The 16,526-nt window shown below is 74.5% G+C and carries 16 protein-coding genes; 7 read left to right on the top strand and 9 right to left on the bottom strand.

The features are described 5' to 3' along the window. Nucleotides 1-26 precede the first annotated feature (26 nt). Complete coding sequence (locus tag FB388_RS08140) at nucleotides 27-356, top strand: nuclear transport factor 2 family protein (protein ID WP_246121733.1); 330 nt, start codon at nucleotides 27-29, stop codon at nucleotides 354-356. On the opposite strand, the gene FB388_RS08135 is transcribed toward FB388_RS08140, so the two are convergent. After that, nucleotides 343-1,368, bottom strand: coding sequence for an aminotransferase class V-fold PLP-dependent enzyme (locus FB388_RS08135; RefSeq protein WP_142099061.1), 1,026 nt, complete (start codon nucleotides 1,366-1,368; stop codon nucleotides 343-345). The genes FB388_RS08140 and FB388_RS08135 overlap by 14 nt on opposite strands. A gap of 18 nt (nucleotides 1,369-1,386) precedes the next feature. On the opposite strand from FB388_RS08135, the gene FB388_RS08130 reads away from it, so the two are divergent. Next, the gene (locus FB388_RS08130) at nucleotides 1,387-1,797 is read left to right on the top strand and encodes a secondary thiamine-phosphate synthase enzyme YjbQ (protein WP_142099059.1); all 411 of its coding nucleotides are present in this window, start codon (nucleotides 1,387-1,389) and stop codon (nucleotides 1,795-1,797) included. Nucleotides 1,798-1,812: 15 nt separating this feature from the next. Here the strand turns inward: FB388_RS08130 and FB388_RS08125 are convergent, their stop codons facing one another. From FB388_RS08125 to FB388_RS08105, 5 genes are all read right to left on the bottom strand, one after another. After that, nucleotides 1,813-2,646, bottom strand: coding sequence for a protein kinase domain-containing protein (locus tag FB388_RS08125; RefSeq protein ID WP_142099056.1), 834 nt, complete (start codon nucleotides 2,644-2,646; stop codon nucleotides 1,813-1,815). Between the two features lie 19 nt (nucleotides 2,647-2,665). Then, a complete protein-coding gene (locus FB388_RS08120) occupies nucleotides 2,666-4,780 on the bottom strand; it encodes an FHA domain-containing protein (RefSeq protein WP_142099053.1) in 2,115 nt (704 codons plus the stop codon). A gap of 272 nt (nucleotides 4,781-5,052) precedes the next feature. Beyond that, on the bottom strand, nucleotides 5,053-6,804 hold the full coding sequence (locus FB388_RS08115; protein WP_142099050.1) for a proline--tRNA ligase: 1,752 nt from the start codon (nucleotides 6,802-6,804) through the stop codon (nucleotides 5,053-5,055). Between the two features lie 60 nt (nucleotides 6,805-6,864). Then, entirely contained in the window at nucleotides 6,865-7,326 is a 462-nt protein-coding gene (locus FB388_RS08110; RefSeq protein WP_142099047.1) for a cytidine/deoxycytidylate deaminase family protein, read from the bottom strand. Continuing rightward, on the bottom strand, nucleotides 7,319-8,005 hold the full coding sequence (locus tag FB388_RS08105) for a RibD family protein (protein ID WP_142099044.1): 687 nt from the start codon (nucleotides 8,003-8,005) through the stop codon (nucleotides 7,319-7,321). The genes FB388_RS08110 and FB388_RS08105 overlap by 8 nt, the downstream gene beginning before the upstream one ends. Before the next feature lie 64 nt (nucleotides 8,006-8,069). On the opposite strand from FB388_RS08105, the gene FB388_RS08100 reads away from it, so the two are divergent. Next, nucleotides 8,070-8,447, top strand: coding sequence for a VOC family protein (locus FB388_RS08100; protein ID WP_142099042.1), 378 nt, complete (start codon nucleotides 8,070-8,072; stop codon nucleotides 8,445-8,447). Here FB388_RS08100 and metX read toward each other — a convergent pair. Together metX and FB388_RS08090 are read right to left on the bottom strand one after the other, a co-directional pair. Beyond that, nucleotides 8,433-9,575: a homoserine O-acetyltransferase MetX gene (gene metX, locus FB388_RS08095; RefSeq protein ID WP_142099039.1), complete on the bottom strand. Its 1,143-nt coding sequence runs from the start codon at nucleotides 9,573-9,575 to the stop codon at nucleotides 8,433-8,435. The two genes, FB388_RS08100 and metX, sit on opposite strands and share 15 nt — an antisense overlap. Then, the gene (locus FB388_RS08090; RefSeq protein WP_142099036.1) at nucleotides 9,572-10,867 is read right to left on the bottom strand and encodes a bifunctional o-acetylhomoserine/o-acetylserine sulfhydrylase; all 1,296 of its coding nucleotides are present in this window, start codon (nucleotides 10,865-10,867) and stop codon (nucleotides 9,572-9,574) included. Before FB388_RS08090 ends, metX begins: the two co-directional genes overlap by 4 nt. 181 nt (nucleotides 10,868-11,048) lie before the next feature. Here FB388_RS08090 and yaaA point away from each other — a divergent pair, with 181 nt between their 5' ends. The 4 genes from yaaA to FB388_RS08070 all read left to right on the top strand — a co-directional run bounded on the left by yaaA (nucleotide 11,049) and on the right by FB388_RS08070 (nucleotide 16,030). Next, nucleotides 11,049-11,795, top strand: coding sequence for a peroxide stress protein YaaA (gene yaaA / locus FB388_RS08085; protein WP_142099033.1), 747 nt, complete (start codon nucleotides 11,049-11,051; stop codon nucleotides 11,793-11,795). A gap of 178 nt (nucleotides 11,796-11,973) precedes the next feature. Continuing rightward, nucleotides 11,974-12,933 carry a serine protein kinase RIO gene (locus FB388_RS08080; RefSeq protein WP_211361818.1) on the top strand — a complete coding sequence of 320 codons (960 nt, stop codon included), beginning with the start codon at nucleotides 11,974-11,976 and terminating at the stop codon, nucleotides 12,931-12,933. Nucleotides 12,934-13,302: 369 nt separating this feature from the next. Next, on the top strand, nucleotides 13,303-14,577 hold the full coding sequence (locus FB388_RS08075) for a DEAD/DEAH box helicase (protein WP_142099031.1): 1,275 nt from the start codon (nucleotides 13,303-13,305) through the stop codon (nucleotides 14,575-14,577). 97 nt (nucleotides 14,578-14,674) lie between these two features. After that, entirely contained in the window at nucleotides 14,675-16,030 is a 1,356-nt protein-coding gene (locus FB388_RS08070; protein ID WP_142099028.1) for a glycoside hydrolase family protein, read from the top strand. A 12-nt stretch (nucleotides 16,031-16,042) separates the two neighbouring features. Here the strand turns inward: FB388_RS08070 and FB388_RS40265 are convergent, their stop codons facing one another. Then, entirely contained in the window at nucleotides 16,043-16,468 is a 426-nt protein-coding gene (locus tag FB388_RS40265; protein WP_246121731.1) for a lipopolysaccharide assembly protein LapA domain-containing protein, read from the bottom strand. Nucleotides 16,469-16,526 lie beyond the last annotated feature (58 nt).

Below are 16,526 nucleotides of genomic sequence, written 5' to 3'. Positions count from 1 at the left end.
TCGGGGGAGACCTCACGGTGGACATCGTGAACGAACTCCCGGAACCGATCCCCACCTACCTCGCCGCCCACCGCGCCCACGACGCCGACGCCGCCCTCCGCTGCCTCACCGAGGACGCCGTGGTCGTGGACGACGGGCACACCCACCGCGGACCCGACCAGATCCGCGTCTGGCTGGGGCGAGCAGCGAGCGAGTACACGTACACCACTGAGCTCGTCGGCTCCCGGCGGCTCGACGACGGCCGCTACGAGGCCGTCCACCACCTCGAGGGTGACTTCCCCGGCGGTGTGGTCGACCTCCGCTTCCGGTTCACCCTCCGGGACGGGCGGATCGCGCAGCTCGTCATCGAGCCGTGAGGGCGTCGAGGGCGCGGGCGACGTCGTCCTCGGTGTTGTAGAGGTGGAACGCGAGCCGGGCACCGCCGGCCCTGGCCGCGCTCACGACGCCTGCGGCGGCCAGCCGCTCGCCTGCGCCCTCCCGGCGCACGGACACGATCGCCGAGCCGGCCGGCTCCATCCCCGACCCGGCGCGGAAGGTGTCGGCGAGACCCACGCAGTGGGCGTGCACCGCTGCCCGGTCGAGACCGGCCAGCCAGGGCAGTGCCGCGGCCGCACCGACGTGGCAGTACCAGGCGGGCGAGGTGTCGAGCGCACGCGCGTCCGGCGCCAGGGTCATCGGCAGGCCGTAGACGTCCGCCCAGCGGTCCGCGCTCGCGTACCACCCGGCGGCGGCCGGGACGGCGGCCAGCTCGGGGCGGATCGCCATCCAGGCCACCCCCCGCGGGCTGAGCAGCCACTTGTAGCCCGCCGCCACCACCGCGTCGGCCCAGGACAGGTCGGCGTCGAGCCAGCCGAGCGACTGCGTGGCGTCGAGCACGACGCGGGTGCCGGAGGCGCGCGCCGCGCGCAGGGCGTCCAGGTCGACGAGCCGGCCGTCCGCGGACTGGACCGTGCTCACCGCGACGAGGTCGAAGTCCCCCGCCCGCTGACCCACCTGCCCGAGGTCGACCTCGGTGACCTCGACACCGCGCCCCGCCTGCGCCGCGAACGGCCACGTCACGCTCGTGAACTCGCCGCCCGCCACGAGCACCCGCGCGTGGTCGGGCACGGCGGCCGCCACCAACCCGACGAGCGCGGACACCGCCGATCCGATCGCCACCCGGTCGACGCCGACCCCGACCAGATCGGCGAACCCCGCCCTGGCCCGCGCCACCGGCTCGTCGAACGCACCGGCCCGGCCTGCGCCCGCCCGCCACCCCGCGATCGCGCCGGCCACGGCCTCGCCGGCGGCGACCGACGGGATGCCGATGCTCGCGGTGTTGAGGTATCCGTCCGGAACGTCGAACTCCTCGCCGAATGCAACACGCACACGGGGGACACTACGGCCGTGGACAGCCAGCTGATCGAGATCCGGACCGGCGGCCGCGAGGCCGTCGTCGACCTCACCGACGAGATCGCCGCGTTCCTGCGCTCCGCCGGTGCCCGCGACGGCCTGCTCAACGTCTGGGTCCCGCACGCGACCGCAGGACTCGCCGTGATCGAGACCGGCGCCGGGAGCGACACCGACCTGCTCGCCGCCCTGCGCGACCTGCTCCCCGCCGACGACCGCTGGACGCACCGGCACGGCAGTGCGGGCCACGGGCGCGACCACGTGCTGCCCGCGCTGATCGCGCCGTCGATGTCCGTGCCGGTGCTGGACGGGAGCACGGCGCTGGGCACGTGGCAGTCGGTCTGCCTGGTCGACACGAACGGCGACAACCCCGTCCGCTCCGTCCGCCTGTCCTACCTCCCCGGCTGAGCGACTCGCGCACGCTCAGAGCGCGACTCGCGGAGCTCGGAGGGTGGCGAGGCGGTCGGCCACCTCGGCGGCGGTGCGGAGCCGGTCCGGGCCATCGGCGGTGCAGTCGCGCACCAGCGCCGCCTCGTCCGGTGCGAGGGCGGGGTGCACCTGCGGGTTGGTCGAGTGCAGCTCGCGGATCGCGCCGAGCGGGTGCCCGGGCAGCTCCCCGTAGAGCCCCGTGCCGGACAGCGCGCGGTGGATCGTGGCTCCGAGCGCCCACACCTCGGTGCGCCGCGACGGGCTCGCCCCGCTCAGCAGGTCGGGGTCGCGGAACTCCAGCACACCGCCGCGGCCCGCGCCCGGCACGACCGCCCCGGGCATGAGCACGCGCGACAGCCCCGGCTCGGCCAGGCGCCCGCCGAGCGTGCCGTCCGCCTCCTCGGCGAGCAGGACGTTGCCGGGGTGGATCCCCCCGTGGACGATCCCGGCCTCGTGCAGCTCGTGCACTCCCCGGGCGGCGTCTTCGAGGGCCGTGAGGATCTCCGCCCTGGACGGCGGGAAGGCCGGCTCGGCGAGCGAGCCGAGCGGGAGGTACTCCATCGCGTACGCGAAGTTCTCCCCGAGCACGGCGTCGAACACCCGCACGAGGCGCGGCGACCGCACGGCCGCCGCCGCCCGCAGCTCCCGCACCGCCCGGTCGAACGCCGGCTCGGTGACGAGCTCGGTGAACACCTTCACGACGACGCCGTCGCCGAGGTGGGCAGGCGGCCGCGTGAGGTAGCAGCGCGCGTGCGGCCCCTCACCCAGCAGGCTAAGGACCTCGTACTCGACGATCGACGCGGGAGCCAGCGTCGTGCTGGGGTCCAATCCGGGCGTCCTCCTCGGCCTAGCGAGTGCCGGACGGCGCCTCGAACTGGAAGCTGCGACCCCCGATCCGCACCCGGGTGCCCGGAACCAGGCGGTGGGTCTCCCCGGCGGGCAGCTGCGTCCAGCCCTGCTCCCCCGGCGGCGAGACGAACGTGCCGTTGCGGGAGCCGACGTCGACGAGCAGAGCCTCCCACCCGTTCACGACGATCTGCGCGTGGACGCGCGACACCGCCCCCGAGGAGTCCTCGAGGGCGAGCGAGCGCACGGTGCCGGCCGCGACCCGGGGGTCGGCCTCCGGCATCCGGCCCATCAGGTACTCGGCGTCGACGGTGTAGGTGGCACCGTCGTCGAACACGATCAGACCGACGGGCGGTCGCGGGGCGGGCTCCTCCGGCCGGTCGACCGCCAACGCGCCGGTGGGCGGCTGGTCCTCGTGTTCCTGCCCGTCGGGCGCGGCGCCGAGGATCCGTTCGGACCGCAGCGCCGTGGTGCGCGGTGCCTCGCCCTCCGGGGCCGGCTCCGGGTCTGCGAGCGGATGGGCCTGCGGGGCCTCCTGGGCCGGGACGCCCAGGCGTGGGGTGCCGTCGCCGGACCCGTCGAGGGACTCGCCGTCCCCCTTCGGGCCGGCCGGCTTGGCGGCGATGGGAGGGATCGACCCGATCCGGGTCTCGTCCACCGATCCCGAGCCGAAGGCGGCCGGGTCGGCCCCGAGGCCGGCGGGCGCGAAGTCGTCGGAGCCGCGCTCGTCGACGGTCTCGCCGCGTTCGGGTGCGGGCGCCTCTCGCTCGCCGCTCGCGGCCGAGCTCTCGGCGGGCGGCGCGTCCTCGTCGGGCAGTCGGTGCCGGCGGCGGCGCCGGTCGGACGGCCCGATCGCGTTCATGCCGGTCTCCGTGCCGCCGCCTTCAGGGGCGGCGAACCAGCCCTCGATCCGATCCGGCCGCCCCCCGTCCCGCTCGCGGGCGTCGCTCCACGGGCTGCGCTCCCCCTCCCGCGCGGGTGCCTCCGGCGCGCCGAGCAGGTCGTAGGCCGCGCCGTTGTCGTACGGAGCGCCCTTCTCGTACGGAGCACCCTTGTCGTACGGAGCGGGGGCGTCGTACGGACCGCCGTTCTCGTAGGGGGCGCCGTTCTCGTAGGGGGCGCCGTTGAGGACGCCGCCACCGTTGCGTGTGCCGTTGCGTCCGTTGTCGGACGTCTTCTCGGCCTCGGGCTCGCGGAGCTCTTCGGGGCGCTCGGCACCGACGGACTCGTCCTCGCGCGGCGCTGCGGCCGGGCCGTGGTCGGTGTCGGGGACGCGGCCGAGGTCGCTCACCGAGCCGCGCCGCGGCACCCAGCCGCGGTGGGCGACGCCGTTCGAGCCGGACGGCACCGGGCGCAGGTGGGCGCGGCCCGGGGACCGGTCTGCTCCGGCGCCACCCGGGTCGCCGGGGTGGAAGCTCTCGAGGGGGCCGAGGCTGCGCGACGGCAGGCCGTTGCCCGTGCTGTCGCCGGGGTAGAGCCCTTCACCGGAGGCGGTGGGCGCGGCTTCCTGGGCCCACTGGCGCTCCGCACCACCCACCTCGAGCCACCGCGACTCGGCCTGGCGGCTGCGGGCCGCCTCGTCGCCGACGTCGACGGAACCCTGGTCGCCGCCCGGCACGAGGACGGCACCTGCGCCGGGCACGACCCCGGCGCGCAGGTCGTGCACCCCGTCGACGAGGCCGGGCGGGATCGGGCCGCCTTCAAGGGCCAGCACGACCGGGGCGTCGGGACGCGGGAGCAGCCGGTCGGTCCATGCCACGGACTGGGCGCCGGAGAGCGCCACCTGCCGGTCGGGCACGACCAGACCGACCGGGCCGTACAGGAACACCGCCCACTGCTCGCCCCGCTGGCCGCCGCCGGCGCGCGCCTCCCCGCCGGTGACGGCGACGGTGCCGAACCGCAGGCCGTCGCCGGGTGCGTCTGGACCGCCGAGCCACATCGCGAGCTTGCGTGCCAATGCCCGGCCGGGCTCGTGCCCGGCCGCGGAGGCGCACACGTCGATGAGCTTGCGCAGCACGTTGCGATCGGCGCACTCGGCCACGCAGACCACTCCTGGCCAGCGGCCCACCACACCGGCACCGGGCACGACTGCGGCGCGCAGCGCGTCGAAGTCCACTGGGTCTACCTCCCCCGCGGGGGCCATATGGGGACCGGCGCTACGGCCAGCCCGCCACCGGCCAGGTGACGGTCACGGTCGTGCATTACTGCTGATGGATGACGGGAACGGTACGGGGCACGTGAACCAAGGTCGCCGCCGCACCACCATCGTTGCAGGTGGTGATGGAGCGAGCCCGGTGCGTAACCGAGCTCACCCCACCGTTGCACGCGCTCAGTCGACCACGAACGGGTGACACCCGACCAGACCGGTCGCCGCTCAGCGGGTGCAGGTCAGCGCGCGCTCGTGAGCTGGGCGAGGTGGGCGACCGCGGACTCGACCGCGATCTCCTGCCGTTCACCGCTGCGGCGGTCCTTCACCTCGACCACGCCGTTCGCGAGGCCCCGTCCGACCACGACGATCGTCGGTACGCCGATCAGCTCGGCGTCGGCGAACTTGACGCCCGGTGTCGCCTTGCGGTCGTCGAGGAGAACACGGACGCCCGCCGCCTCGAGGTCGGCCGCGAGCCGCTCGGCGCCCGCGACGATCTCGTCGGTCTTCCCGGCGATCACGACGTGGACGTCCGCGGGAGCCACGTGCCGCGGCCAGATCAGCCCGGACCCGTCGTGGCTCTGCTCGGCGATCACGGCTACCAGCCGGGACACGCCGATCCCGTACGAGCCCATCGTGATGCGCACCGGCTTGCCGTCGGCGCCGAGCGCGTCGAGCTGGAGGGCGTCGGCGTACTTGCGGCCGAGCTGGAAGACGTGCCCGATCTCGATGCCCCGTGCCGCGGACAGCGGGCCGGAGCCGTCGGGCGCCGGGTCGCCCTCGCGCACCTCGGCGGCCTCGATCGTGCCGTCCGGGGTGAAGTCGCGGCCGCAGACGAGGTCGACGACGTGGTGGTCGGGCTTGTCGGCGCCGGTGACCCACGCCGTGCCGGGCACGATCCGCGGGTCCACGAGGTAGCGCACCCCGTTGGCGGCGAGCGCCGCCGGCCCGATGTAGCCCTTCACGAGGAACGGGTGCGAGGCGAAGTCCGCCTCGTCGAGCAGCGCGACCTCGGCGGGGTCGAGCGCCGCCTCGAGGCGCTTCACGTCCACCTCGCGGTCGCCCGGCACGCCGATCCCGAGCAGCGTCCACTCGTCCGATCCCGGCCGCCGGGTCTTGACCAGGACGTTCTTCAGGGTGTCGGCGGCGGTGAAGGTCCGCCCGAGGCCTGCCTTCTCGTTCAGGAAGTCGACGAGCGACTCGATCGTCGGGGTGTCCGGCGTGTGGTGGGCCTGCGCGGGCGGCAGGCCCTCGATCGGCCGGGCGGGCGGCGCGGCCGTGGTGACCGCCTCGACGTTCGCCGCGTACCCGCCGGGGCTGCGCACGTAGGTGTCCTCACCGGTGGGCGCCACCGCGAGGAACTCCTCGGACGCCGATCCGCCCATCGCCCCGGATGTCGCCTTGACGACCACGTACTCGAGGCCGAGCCGGTCGAAGATCCGGACGTAGGCGTCGCGGTGCAGCTGGTAGGACTCGGACAGACCCTCGTCGGTGAGGTCGAAGGAGTAGGAGTCCTTCATGAGGAACTCGCGCCCGCGCAGGATGCCGGCGCGCGGCCGCGCCTCGTCCCGGTACTTGGTCTGGACCTGGTACAGCATGACCGGGTAGTCCTTGTAGGACGAGTACTCGCCCTTCACCACGAGCGTGAACAGCTCCTCGTGGGTGGGGCCGAGCAGGTAGTCCCCGCCCCGGCGGTCCTTGAGCCGGAAGATGTTGGGCCCGTACTCGGTCCAGCGCCCGGTGGCCTCGTAGGGCTCCTTCGGCAGCAGCGCGGGGAACTGGATCTCCTGGGCGCCGATGGCGTCCATCTCCTCGCGCACGATCTGCTCGATGTTGCGCAGCACCCGGAGGCCCAGCGGCAGCCAGGTGTAGATCCCCGGTGCGACGCGACGGACGTAGCCGGCGCGGACGAGCAGCTTGTGGCTCGGTACCTCCGCGTCGGCCGGGTCCTCGCGCAGGGTCCGCAGGAACAACGACGACATCCTGGTCAGCACCCGGGAAAGGGTAGCGACGCCCCGCAGGGGCACCCGCGCCGGTGGCCGCTGGGCGGCCGGTCAGCGATCCAGCAGGTGGGCGTTCGGCGTGCGGGCGGCGGCCGCGAGCTCCGGCAGCTCCACCACCTCCACGCCGGCGGCCCGCAGCAGCTCCGCGCCCCGCCCGTCGACGAAGAGGCCCGGCTCGCGCCAGGCGAACACCACGCGGTCCACCCCGGCGGCCAGGATCAGGTCGGTGCACGTCCGCGGCCGGGAGGCGCGGGCGCTGCACGGTTCGAGCGAGCTGTAGACCGTGGTGCCGGGGCCTGCCCGCCAGCCGGGCCCGAGGTCCGCGAGCGCGCCCTCCTCCGCGTGGTCGTGGGGGTCGCGGCGGCGGGACCAGCCCTCGGCGAGCACCGTGCCGGCCGCGTCGACGACCAGCGCACCCACCGAGAACGCCGTCTCCGACGGGGGGCACCGCCCTGCGAGCTCCACGGCCCGCGTCAGTAGCTCCCGGTCGTCGCGCACCGGCTGGTCAGGCATCGGCGGGGTCCAGGAGGTAGTGCAGGAGGACGAGGTCGCCGATGGGGCGCGCCTCGGCCAGGCGCATCCGGTGCGCGGTGTCGTGCGGGAAGCGACCCGGGCCGACGAACCGCGGCGCCCGCGCGTCCCCCACGAAGAACGGTGCGACGACCAGCTGCAGCTCGTCGGCGACGCCCGCGGTGAGGAAGAGCGTGTGCATCGCGGTGCCGCCCTCCACCATCAGGCGGGCGACGCCGCGGCCTGCGAGGTCGGCGAGCAGCCGGTGCAGGTCGAGCGGGTCGCCCGCGTCGACGACGTCGGCGACCGCGCCCACCGCCTTCCTGGCCGCGTCCAGCGCGGGCGTGGCGGCGTAGACGATCTTGGGCCCGTCCCCGGTCGTGAAGAAGCGCGCCGCGGGGTCGAGGTCTCCCGAGCCGGTGACCGTGACCTTGACCGGGTCCGGGTCACGGCCCGCTGCCACGCGCGCAGCCCGCCGCTCGGCCGACCGGACGAGGAGCCGCGGGTCGTCCAGGCGCAGCGTGCTGGCCCCGACCAGGATCGCGTCGACGCCGGCCCGCACCGCGTCGACCCGGTCGAGGTCGGCGGCGTCGGAGAGCAGCAGGGGCTCCGGCCCGCTGTCGTCGATGTGGCCGTCCACCGACATCGCGGCCGACAGCAGCACGTGGGGACGGTCCGGCACGGCCCGATCCTTCCCCATCCCCGCGCCGCGGGTTCCGTCGGACACCCTCGCTAGCGTCCGCGGCATGGCACTTTCCATCGGCATGGTCACCGTCGACTGCGCAGATCCGGCGGCGCTGTCCGGGTTCTGGTCAGCGGCGCTCGACACCACCGTCCTGCAGAACTACGACGACGCGTTCATCATGCTGGCCCCTCCGCCGAAGGGCGGCCCGCTGCTGGCCTTCCAGCTGGTGCCGGAGCCGCGGTCGGGCAAGAACCGCCTCCACCTCGACCTGGGCGCGCCGGTCGGCGGGCGGCAGGCCGAGGTGGAGCGGCTCGTCCGGCTCGGGGCCACGGTGCTCGGCGAACGCGGCGACCCGGCGACCTTCGCCTGGACCACGCTCGCCGACCCGGAGGGCAACGAGTTCTGCATCGGCGAGCACGAAGGATCAACGATCCAGTAGCTCCGTGACGAGCGCGCCCACCGCGCCGGCCTCGATGAGGAAGCCGTCGTGCCCGTACGGGGAGTCGATGACCCGTAGCGGGCCCGCGCCCGGGATGCCCGCCACGAGCTCGGCCTGCTGTTCGAGCGGGTAGAGCCGGTCGGAGCTGATGCCCGCCACGAGTGTCCGGGCCGTCACGCGGGCGAGCCCGGCCGCGGTGCCGCCGCGCCCGCGGCCCACGTCGTGGGCGTTCATCAGCTCGGTCAGCCGCACGTAGGACATGGCGTCGAAGCGGCGCACCAGCTTGCCGGCGTGGTGGTCGAGGTAGGACTCCACCGCGTACCGGCCGCCGCGCCACGGGTCCTCGCCGTACTGGGCGTCTCGGCCGAAGCGTTCCCCGAGCTCGAACGCGCTGCGGTAGCTCAGGTGGGCGATGCGCCGCGCCACGCCGAGGCCGCGGTGGGGGCCCTGCCCTGGCGGGGCGTCGTGGTAGTCACCGCCGCACCAGCCCGGGTCGTCGCGGATGGCGGCCAGCTGCGGGGCCGCCCAGCCGATCTGGTCGGCCGTGGTGGCGGCGGGGCAGGCCAGCAGGCACAGCCGGGTCACCCGGTCGGGCTCGGTCGCCGCCCATTCCAGGGCTCGCATCCCGCCCATGGAGCCGCCGATCACGAGCGCCCACGCGTCCACACCGAGCGCGTCGGCGAGCACCCGCTCGGCGGCCACCGCGTCGCGCGCCGTGACCAGGGGGAAGCGGCTGCCCCACGGCCTGCCGTCCGGGCCGGGCGAGGCCGGGCCCGTGCTGCCCTGGCAGCCGCCCACGATGTTCGGCGCCACCACGAACCAGCGCGCCGGGTCGAGCGCCCGGCCCGGCCCGATCAGGGCGTCCCACCAGCCCGGCGTGGGGTGGCCGGGCACGGCCGGGCCGCTCACGTGGCTGTCGCCGGTGAGGGCGTGCAGCACGAGCACGGCGTTGGACGCGTCCGCGTTCAGCACGCCCCACGTCTCGTAGGCGATCCGGACGTCCGGCAGCGCGCCCCCGGCCTCCAGCTCCAGCGGCGCCGGCAGCACGACCCACTGGCGACGGCCCGGGTCGTCCCCCTCCCGCCATGCGCCGGTGGCGGGAGGGAGCGGGGTCCCGAGCGTCGTCACGCGCCCTTGGCGGCGCGGAACCCGGCCTCGAGGTCGGCCTTCAGGTCCTCGATGCCCTCCAGGCCGACCGAGAGCCGCACCAGCCCGGGCGTCACCCCGGTGGCCAGCTGCTCCTCGCCCGACAGCTGGCTGTGCGTCGTGCTCGCGGGGTGGATCACGAGGCTGCGGACGTCACCGATGTTGGCCAGGTGGCTGTGCAGCTCCAGCGCGTCGACGAACTTCCGGCCGGCCTCGATCCCGCCTGCGATCTCGAACGCGACGACGGCGCCCGCGCCGCGCGGCAGGTACTTCTGCCCGGCCTCGTACCAGCGGCTGGACGGCAGGCCGGCGTAGTGGACCTGCTCGACCTCGTCGCGCTGCTCCAGCCACTCGGCGAGCGCCTGCGCGTTCTGCACGTGCCGCTCGATGCGCAGCGACAGCGTCTCGATCCCCTGGATCAGCAGGAAGCTGTTCTGCGGCGAGATGGCCGGGCCGAGGTCGCGCAGCAGCTGCACCCGCAGCTTGATGATGTAGGACTGCGGGCCGAGCGCCTCCCAGTAGTTGAGGCCGTGGTAGCTCGGGTCCGGGGTGGTGAGCCCCGGGAAGCGGTCGGCGTGCTCGCCCCATGCGAAGTTGCCGGAGTCGACCACGACGCCGCCGATCGCGGTGCCGTGCCCGCCCAGGAACTTCGTGGCCGAGTGCACCACGATGTCCGCGCCGTGCTCGATGGGCCGCAGCAGGTACGGCGTGGGCACCGTGTTGTCCACGATGAGCGGCAGGCCGGCGGCGTGCGCGGCGTCGGCGACCGCGCGCACGTCCAGCACGTTGCCGCGCGGGTTGCCGAGCGTCTCGGCGTAGAAGGCCTTGGTGTTCGGGCGGACCGCTGCGCGCCACTCGTCGAGGTCGTCGGGGTCCTCTACGAACGAGACCTCGATGCCCAGCTTGGGGAACGTGTAGTGGAACAGGTTGTACGTGCCGCCGTAGAGGGAGGCGCTGGAGACGATGTGGTCGCCCGCCTCGGCGATGTTGAGCAGCGCGAGGGTCTGCGCGGCCTGGCCGGACGCGAACGCGACGGCGGCGAGCCCGCCCTCGAGCGCGGCGACGCGCTGCTCCAGCACGTCCTGGGTGGGGTTCATGATCCGCGTGTAGATGTTGCCCAGCTCGGTGAGCCCGAACAGCGCGGCGGCGTGCTCGGTGTCGCGGAACGTGTAGGACGTCGTCTGGTAGATCGGGGTGGCGCGGGCGCCGGTGGTGGGGTCGGCGGTGGCGCCGGCGTGGACCTGCTTGGTCTCGAACGACCAGTTCTCGGACATGGATGTCTCCCGGAGGCGAGGAAGGAGTGGGCGAGGGCGGCGATCAGCGGCCGGCTCGACACACCGCGCTCGCGGTCCGCATGTAGTCGACATGCCGGCGCGTCACGAGACGGATCACGCCGGGGACGGTAATCGGCCGTTCACCTCTGGCACAACATCGAGCACGTCTACCCTTCGCCCCGTGCTCGTCCTGCTTCCCCCGTCGGAGACCAAGCGCGACGGCGGCGACGGCCCACCGCTGCGGCTCGACGCGCTCTCCCATCCCGCCCTGGACGGGGTGCGCAAGGCGCTCGTCGACGAGCTCGTCGACCTCGCAGCAGACGTTCCGGCGTGCCGCGCCGCGCTCGGTCTGTCCCCCGCGCAGGACGCCGAGATCGCCCGCAACGCCGCGCTGTGGACCTCGCCCACCCTGCCGGCCCTGCACCGCTACACCGGCGTGCTCTACGACGCGCTCGACGCCGGCTCGTTGCGCGGTGCCGCGGTCGGGCGGGCGCGTGCTCGCCTCGCCGTCGGGTCGGCGCTGTTCGGGCTGCTCCGCGCCGACGACCAGGTGCCCGCCTACCGCCTCTCCGCGGGCTCGGCGCTCCCCGGCGGGGGCACCCTCGCGGCGCGCTGGAAGCCGGTGCTCGAGCCGGAGCTGGCCGCCGTCGCCGCCGCGGACCTGGTGGTGGACCTGCGCTCGGGCTCCTACGCCGCGCTCGGCCGCGTGCCCGGCGCGGTCACGGTGAACGTACTGGCGGAGCGGCCCGACGGCAGCCGCAGCGTGGTGAGCCACTTCAACAAGGCGCACAAGGGCAGGCTCGCCCGGGTGCTCGCGAGCACCCGCGGGGAGCCGACGGATGCGGCGGGCGTCGCGGCGATCGCCCGCAGGGCGGGGATGCGGGTGGAGCGCAGGGGGAACGCGCTGGAGATCGTGATCGCCGCGTAAATCGGTTGTGTGGGACGACCGGGGTCCGGGAGGCTTCCGCAGCAGGTCGCCGGAGCCGGCGTGATCAGGAGGAGGTGCGACATGTCCATCCCTGTCCGGGACGTGGCATGCCCTCGTCCGATCCCCGCCCCGCGCTGACGACGATCCGCGGGGCGCACACTCCCTCTGGAGCCCCGCGTTGCACGACTACGAGTCGTACTCCGAGATCTACGAACCCAAGGCCTCCCGCAAGCCGCGCCGTCGCCGCTTCGACGACGAGGCCCCCGCGCCCCGGCGCCGCGAGCCCGACCTGTCCACCCTGGACGAACGGCTGGGCGTCGACCTCGACGGCCCACCCGAGGGCGACCGCTGGTCCACGTGGGACGGCGCCGAGCACGGGCCGCACCCGCGTCCGGCCTGGGTCGTCACCGAGCACGCCGCGGTCGACGCCGAGCTCGGCGTGATCAAGACCGGCAAGGAGGCCGACGTCCACCTCGTCGAGCGCTACGTGCCGGGCACCGACCGGCGGGCCCTGATGGCCGCCAAGCGCTACCGCACCTCCGAGCACCGCATGTTCCACCGCGACGCCGGCTACCTCGAGGGCAGGCGCGTGCGCCGGTCCCGCGAGACACGGGCGATGGCCAACCGCACGGCGTTCGGCCGCGACATCCTGGCCGGGCAGTGGGCGGCCGCGGAGTTCGCGGCGCTGTCCCGGCTGTGGGCGGACGGCGTCGCGGTGCCCTACCCCGTGCAGTGCAGCGGCACCGAGCTGCTGCTGGAGTTCCTCGGCAGCGACGACGGCACCGCCGCCCCGCGGCTCGCCCAGCTGCGGCCGGAGCGGGACGAGCTGTGTGATCTCTGGCACCAGCTGGTCGACGCCCTGCTCGGGCTGGCCCGCCACGGCCTCGCCCACGGCGACCTGTCCGCCTACAACCTCCTGGTGCACGACGGACGGCTGGTGCTGATCGACCTTCCGCAGGTCGTGGACGTCATCGGCAACCCGCAGGGCCCCGAGTTCCTGGCCCGCGACGTGCGGCGGATCGGCGAGTGGTTCACCGCCCGCGGCCTGCCGGACGGGGTCGGCACGCCCGAGGGCCTGCTCGAGGAGCTGCGGGCGGAGGTGGGAATGCCGAAGAACGGCGGAACGTCACAGGGGTAGCTCGCCACTTGCGCGGTTCGCGGCCGGGCGCTCGGTTACCCTGATCACGAGCGCCCGGCCGTGGAACGGCCATGAAGCGGGCGCCAGCCCGCAGTACCCATCAGGGCGCGCACCGATGCGCCCGGGCTCGTCCCGAGATCCCAGCCGCCGTCCCGGCGCTGTTTCTCCGAGCGACGTGCCACGTCCCGGAGGTCCTTCTTGTCATCCCCGTCCACTCGCCGTGCCCACAACTCGGCGAGCCCGCGGTCGCGTCGCTCAGACGGCGGCCGCACCCGCTCCCCCCACGGCCGCTCCCGCACCCCGCAGAGCCGTTCCCCGCTCGCTCCCGTCGCACCGGTCGAGGAGCTGTGGACCGTCCCGGAGACGGGCATGCCGTCGTTCGCGGAGCTCGGCCTGCCCGAGCCGGTCGCGCGCGCGCTCGCCGCGAACGGCTTCACCGAGCCGTTCCCGATCCAGGCCGCGACGCTCCCCGACACCCTCGCGGGCCGCGACCTGCTCGGCCGGGGCCAGACCGGCTCCGGCAAGACCCTCGCGTTCGGCCTCGCGCTGCTCGCCCGGCTCGCCGGCGGCCGCGCCCGGTCCCGGCAGCCGCGCGGGCTCGTCCTCGTCCCCACCCGTGAGCTCGCCCAGCAGGTCGACGACGCGCTCGCCCCGTTCGCGCGGGCGCTGCGCCTGTCCACCGCCGTCGTGGTGGGCGGGCTGTCGTTCAACCGGCAGGCCGCCGAGCTGCAGCGGGGCGTCGACCTCGTCGTCGCCACCCCCGGCCGCCTCACCGACCACACCGACCAGCGCACGTGCGACCTCTCCCAGGTCGAGGTCACGGTGCTCGACGAGGCCGACCGCATGTCGGACATGGGCTTCCTGCCCCAGGTCCGGCGGATCCTGAACCTCACGCCGTCCGGTGGTCAGCGGTTGCTGTTCTCCGCCACGCTCGACGGCGAGGTGGGCGCGCTGGTCCGCCAGTACCTCACCGACCCCGTCACGCGCTCCGTCGCATCGGCCACGGCGCAGGTGGCCACCATGGACCACCACGTCCTGCTGGTCGACCCGGGCGCCAAGGCGCGGGTCATCACCGAGATCGCCGCGCGCGACGGTCGCACCATCCTGTTCGCCCGCACCAAGCACGGCGTCGACCGCCTCGTGAAGCTGCTGCGGCGCGAGGGCGTGATGGCGGGCGCGCTGCACGGCGGCAAGGCGCAGAACGCCCGCAACCGGGCGATCGCGGAGTTCAAGGACGGCCGCACGCCGGTGCTCGTCGCCACGGACGTGGCCGCACGCGGCATCCACATCGACGACGTCAGCCTCGTCGTGCACGTCGACCCGCCGGCCGACCCGAAGGACTACCTGCACCGCGCCGGGCGTACCGCGCGGGCCGGTGACTCGGGCACCGTCGTCACGCTCGTCACCCCCGACGAGCGGCGCGACGTCGAGCGGATGATGCGGCTGGCCGGGGTGCGTGCCCCGCAGACCGAGGTGCGGGCGGGCGACGGTGAGCTGGCCCGGATCACGGGCGCGCGTCCGCCGTCGGGGGTGGCGATCGTCGCCCCGCCGAAGCCCGCGCAGGCACCGCGCCGCCCGCGTACCGGCAACGGCAACGGGCTCGCCTCCCGCCGCGGTCGGCGCAGGCGCGACACCGCCGCCTGACCGTCATCGGGCCGGAACGGGAGGGTTCTCAGCCGGGCCACAGGGATTCCCTGCCACCGTCACGGAGAACCTTCCCGAACCGGACACCGAGGTACTCGTGCACGCTCCCCGTCCCAGAGGCCGTCTCGTCGCCGTGCTGGCGGCGCTCACCGCGGCGTTGGTCGCCTGCTCCGCCGGGCCCATCGCGTCGCCGACCCTGCCCTCCCCGAACGAGACGCTGCCGCCCATCGAGCTCGACGGCGACTGGACGTGGACGAAGCAGGAGACGGCGCTCGAGCTGGGCGTCACGCACACGCAGAAGAGCCTCGACGACAGCGAGCCCGCCGAGGCCCGGCAGCGCGGGATCGACATCCTCTCGGCGGACAGCGCGATCTGGCAGAACCACCACCTCATGGGCTTCGGCACCGACAACCCCGAGCCCGAGCCCGGTGCGTACGACTGGAGCACGCTCGACCGGCGCATGAAGCTCACCGAGGAGACCGGGCAGCGGAGCATGCTCACGCTGTGCTGCGCGCCGGACTGGATGAAGGGCGGCGAGGCGGGCGAGACCGACTGGGACGCTCTCGAGGACGAGCCGACGCCGGAGCACTTCGGCGACTTCGCGCGGCTGGCCGCGGAGGCGGTGAAGCGCTACCCGCAGGTCGAACGCGTGATGGTGTGGAACGAGCTCAAGGGCTTCTGGGACAGCGATCAGGACCGCTGGGACTACGAGGGCTACACCGAGCTCTACAACCAGGTCTACCGTGCGGTGAAGGACGTCCGGCCGGACGTGCTGGTCGGCGGCCCGTACGTCGTGCTCATCAGCCTCGACGAGGGCGCAGAGGACACTTCGACCACCGTCGCCGGTCCGTGGGGGGCGGCCGACCAGCGCACGCTCGACGTGGTCGACTACTGGCTGCAGAACAACGTGGGCGCCGACTTCCTCGCGGTGGACACCGCGTCGAACAAGCGGAACCAGGAGGGCCTGAACCCGCTCGACGGCGGCCGGAAGTTCGCCGACATGGCGCGCTGGCTGCAGCAGCGGAGCGACCTGCCGATCTGGTGGGCCGAGTACTACCCCGAGGTCCCCGCGGGTGAGGACGACGCGCCCGGGAGCCCCGCCAACGCCGCCGTGAACCTCGCCGCGATCGCCGCCATGGCCGAGTCGGGAACCGCCGGTGCTCTGCTGTGGGGCCCGCAGGCCGACGAGGACCTCGGCTCCCCCGCCCTGTGGTCCGACTCCACCGAGGAGGACGGCGGACGGCCGCTCCCGCTCACCCAGGCCTGGCAGTTCCTGGTACCGCGGATGGCCGCGGGCGGCGTCGAGATCGGGCGGTCGCCGTCGCGCCCGAACCTGCTGGCCTTCCGCGCGGACGACGGCGTGGTGGTGGTCAACCTGAGCGCCGAGCAGACGGAGGTCGCCGGCAACCAGCTCGCCCCGTGGCAGATCGCGGTGGGCGGGCGCAGGTCCTGAGGCCTCCCGGACTCAGCGGCGGCGGGCGGCGCGGCGGAGCTGCAGGATGCGCAGCCCGCCCGGGATCGCGACGAGCAGCAGGCCCGCGATGGCGGCGAGCAGCAGCGCGACGCCGATGGGCAGGGTGCCCGACAGGTTCAGGAAGTTGATCTGCACGGGCGTGCTGTTCTGCAGGATGAAGACCAGCAGGACCAGCAGCACCAGCGCGGACAGGATCAGCCCCATCCACAGCATGCCGGTGCGCGAGCGCTGGACCGGCTCATCGGCCGGCCAGCCCGCCCGCGCCTTCGGCTCGCTCGGCGTCGGGACGGTGGGGCCGTCGGCGACGACCGGGCGCAGCGAGGGCTGCGTCTCCGGGTCGGCGTGCGGATCGGCCGGGCCGACGCTGCCGTAGGAGGGCGAGCGCACGTCCATCGCCCGCGTGGGGTCGTCGTTCATGCGGTCACCTCGCTCGCTCGACACTCTTCGTGACCACCCGTGAGTATCCCGCAACGGC

The sequence above is a fragment of the Pseudonocardia cypriaca genome, from assembly GCF_006717045.1.
Classification (GTDB): Bacteria; Actinomycetota; Actinomycetes; order Mycobacteriales; family Pseudonocardiaceae; genus Pseudonocardia; species Pseudonocardia cypriaca.
The sequence above is the reverse complement of the archived record's forward strand: the minus strand, read 5'-3'. Positions and strand labels throughout refer to the sequence as shown.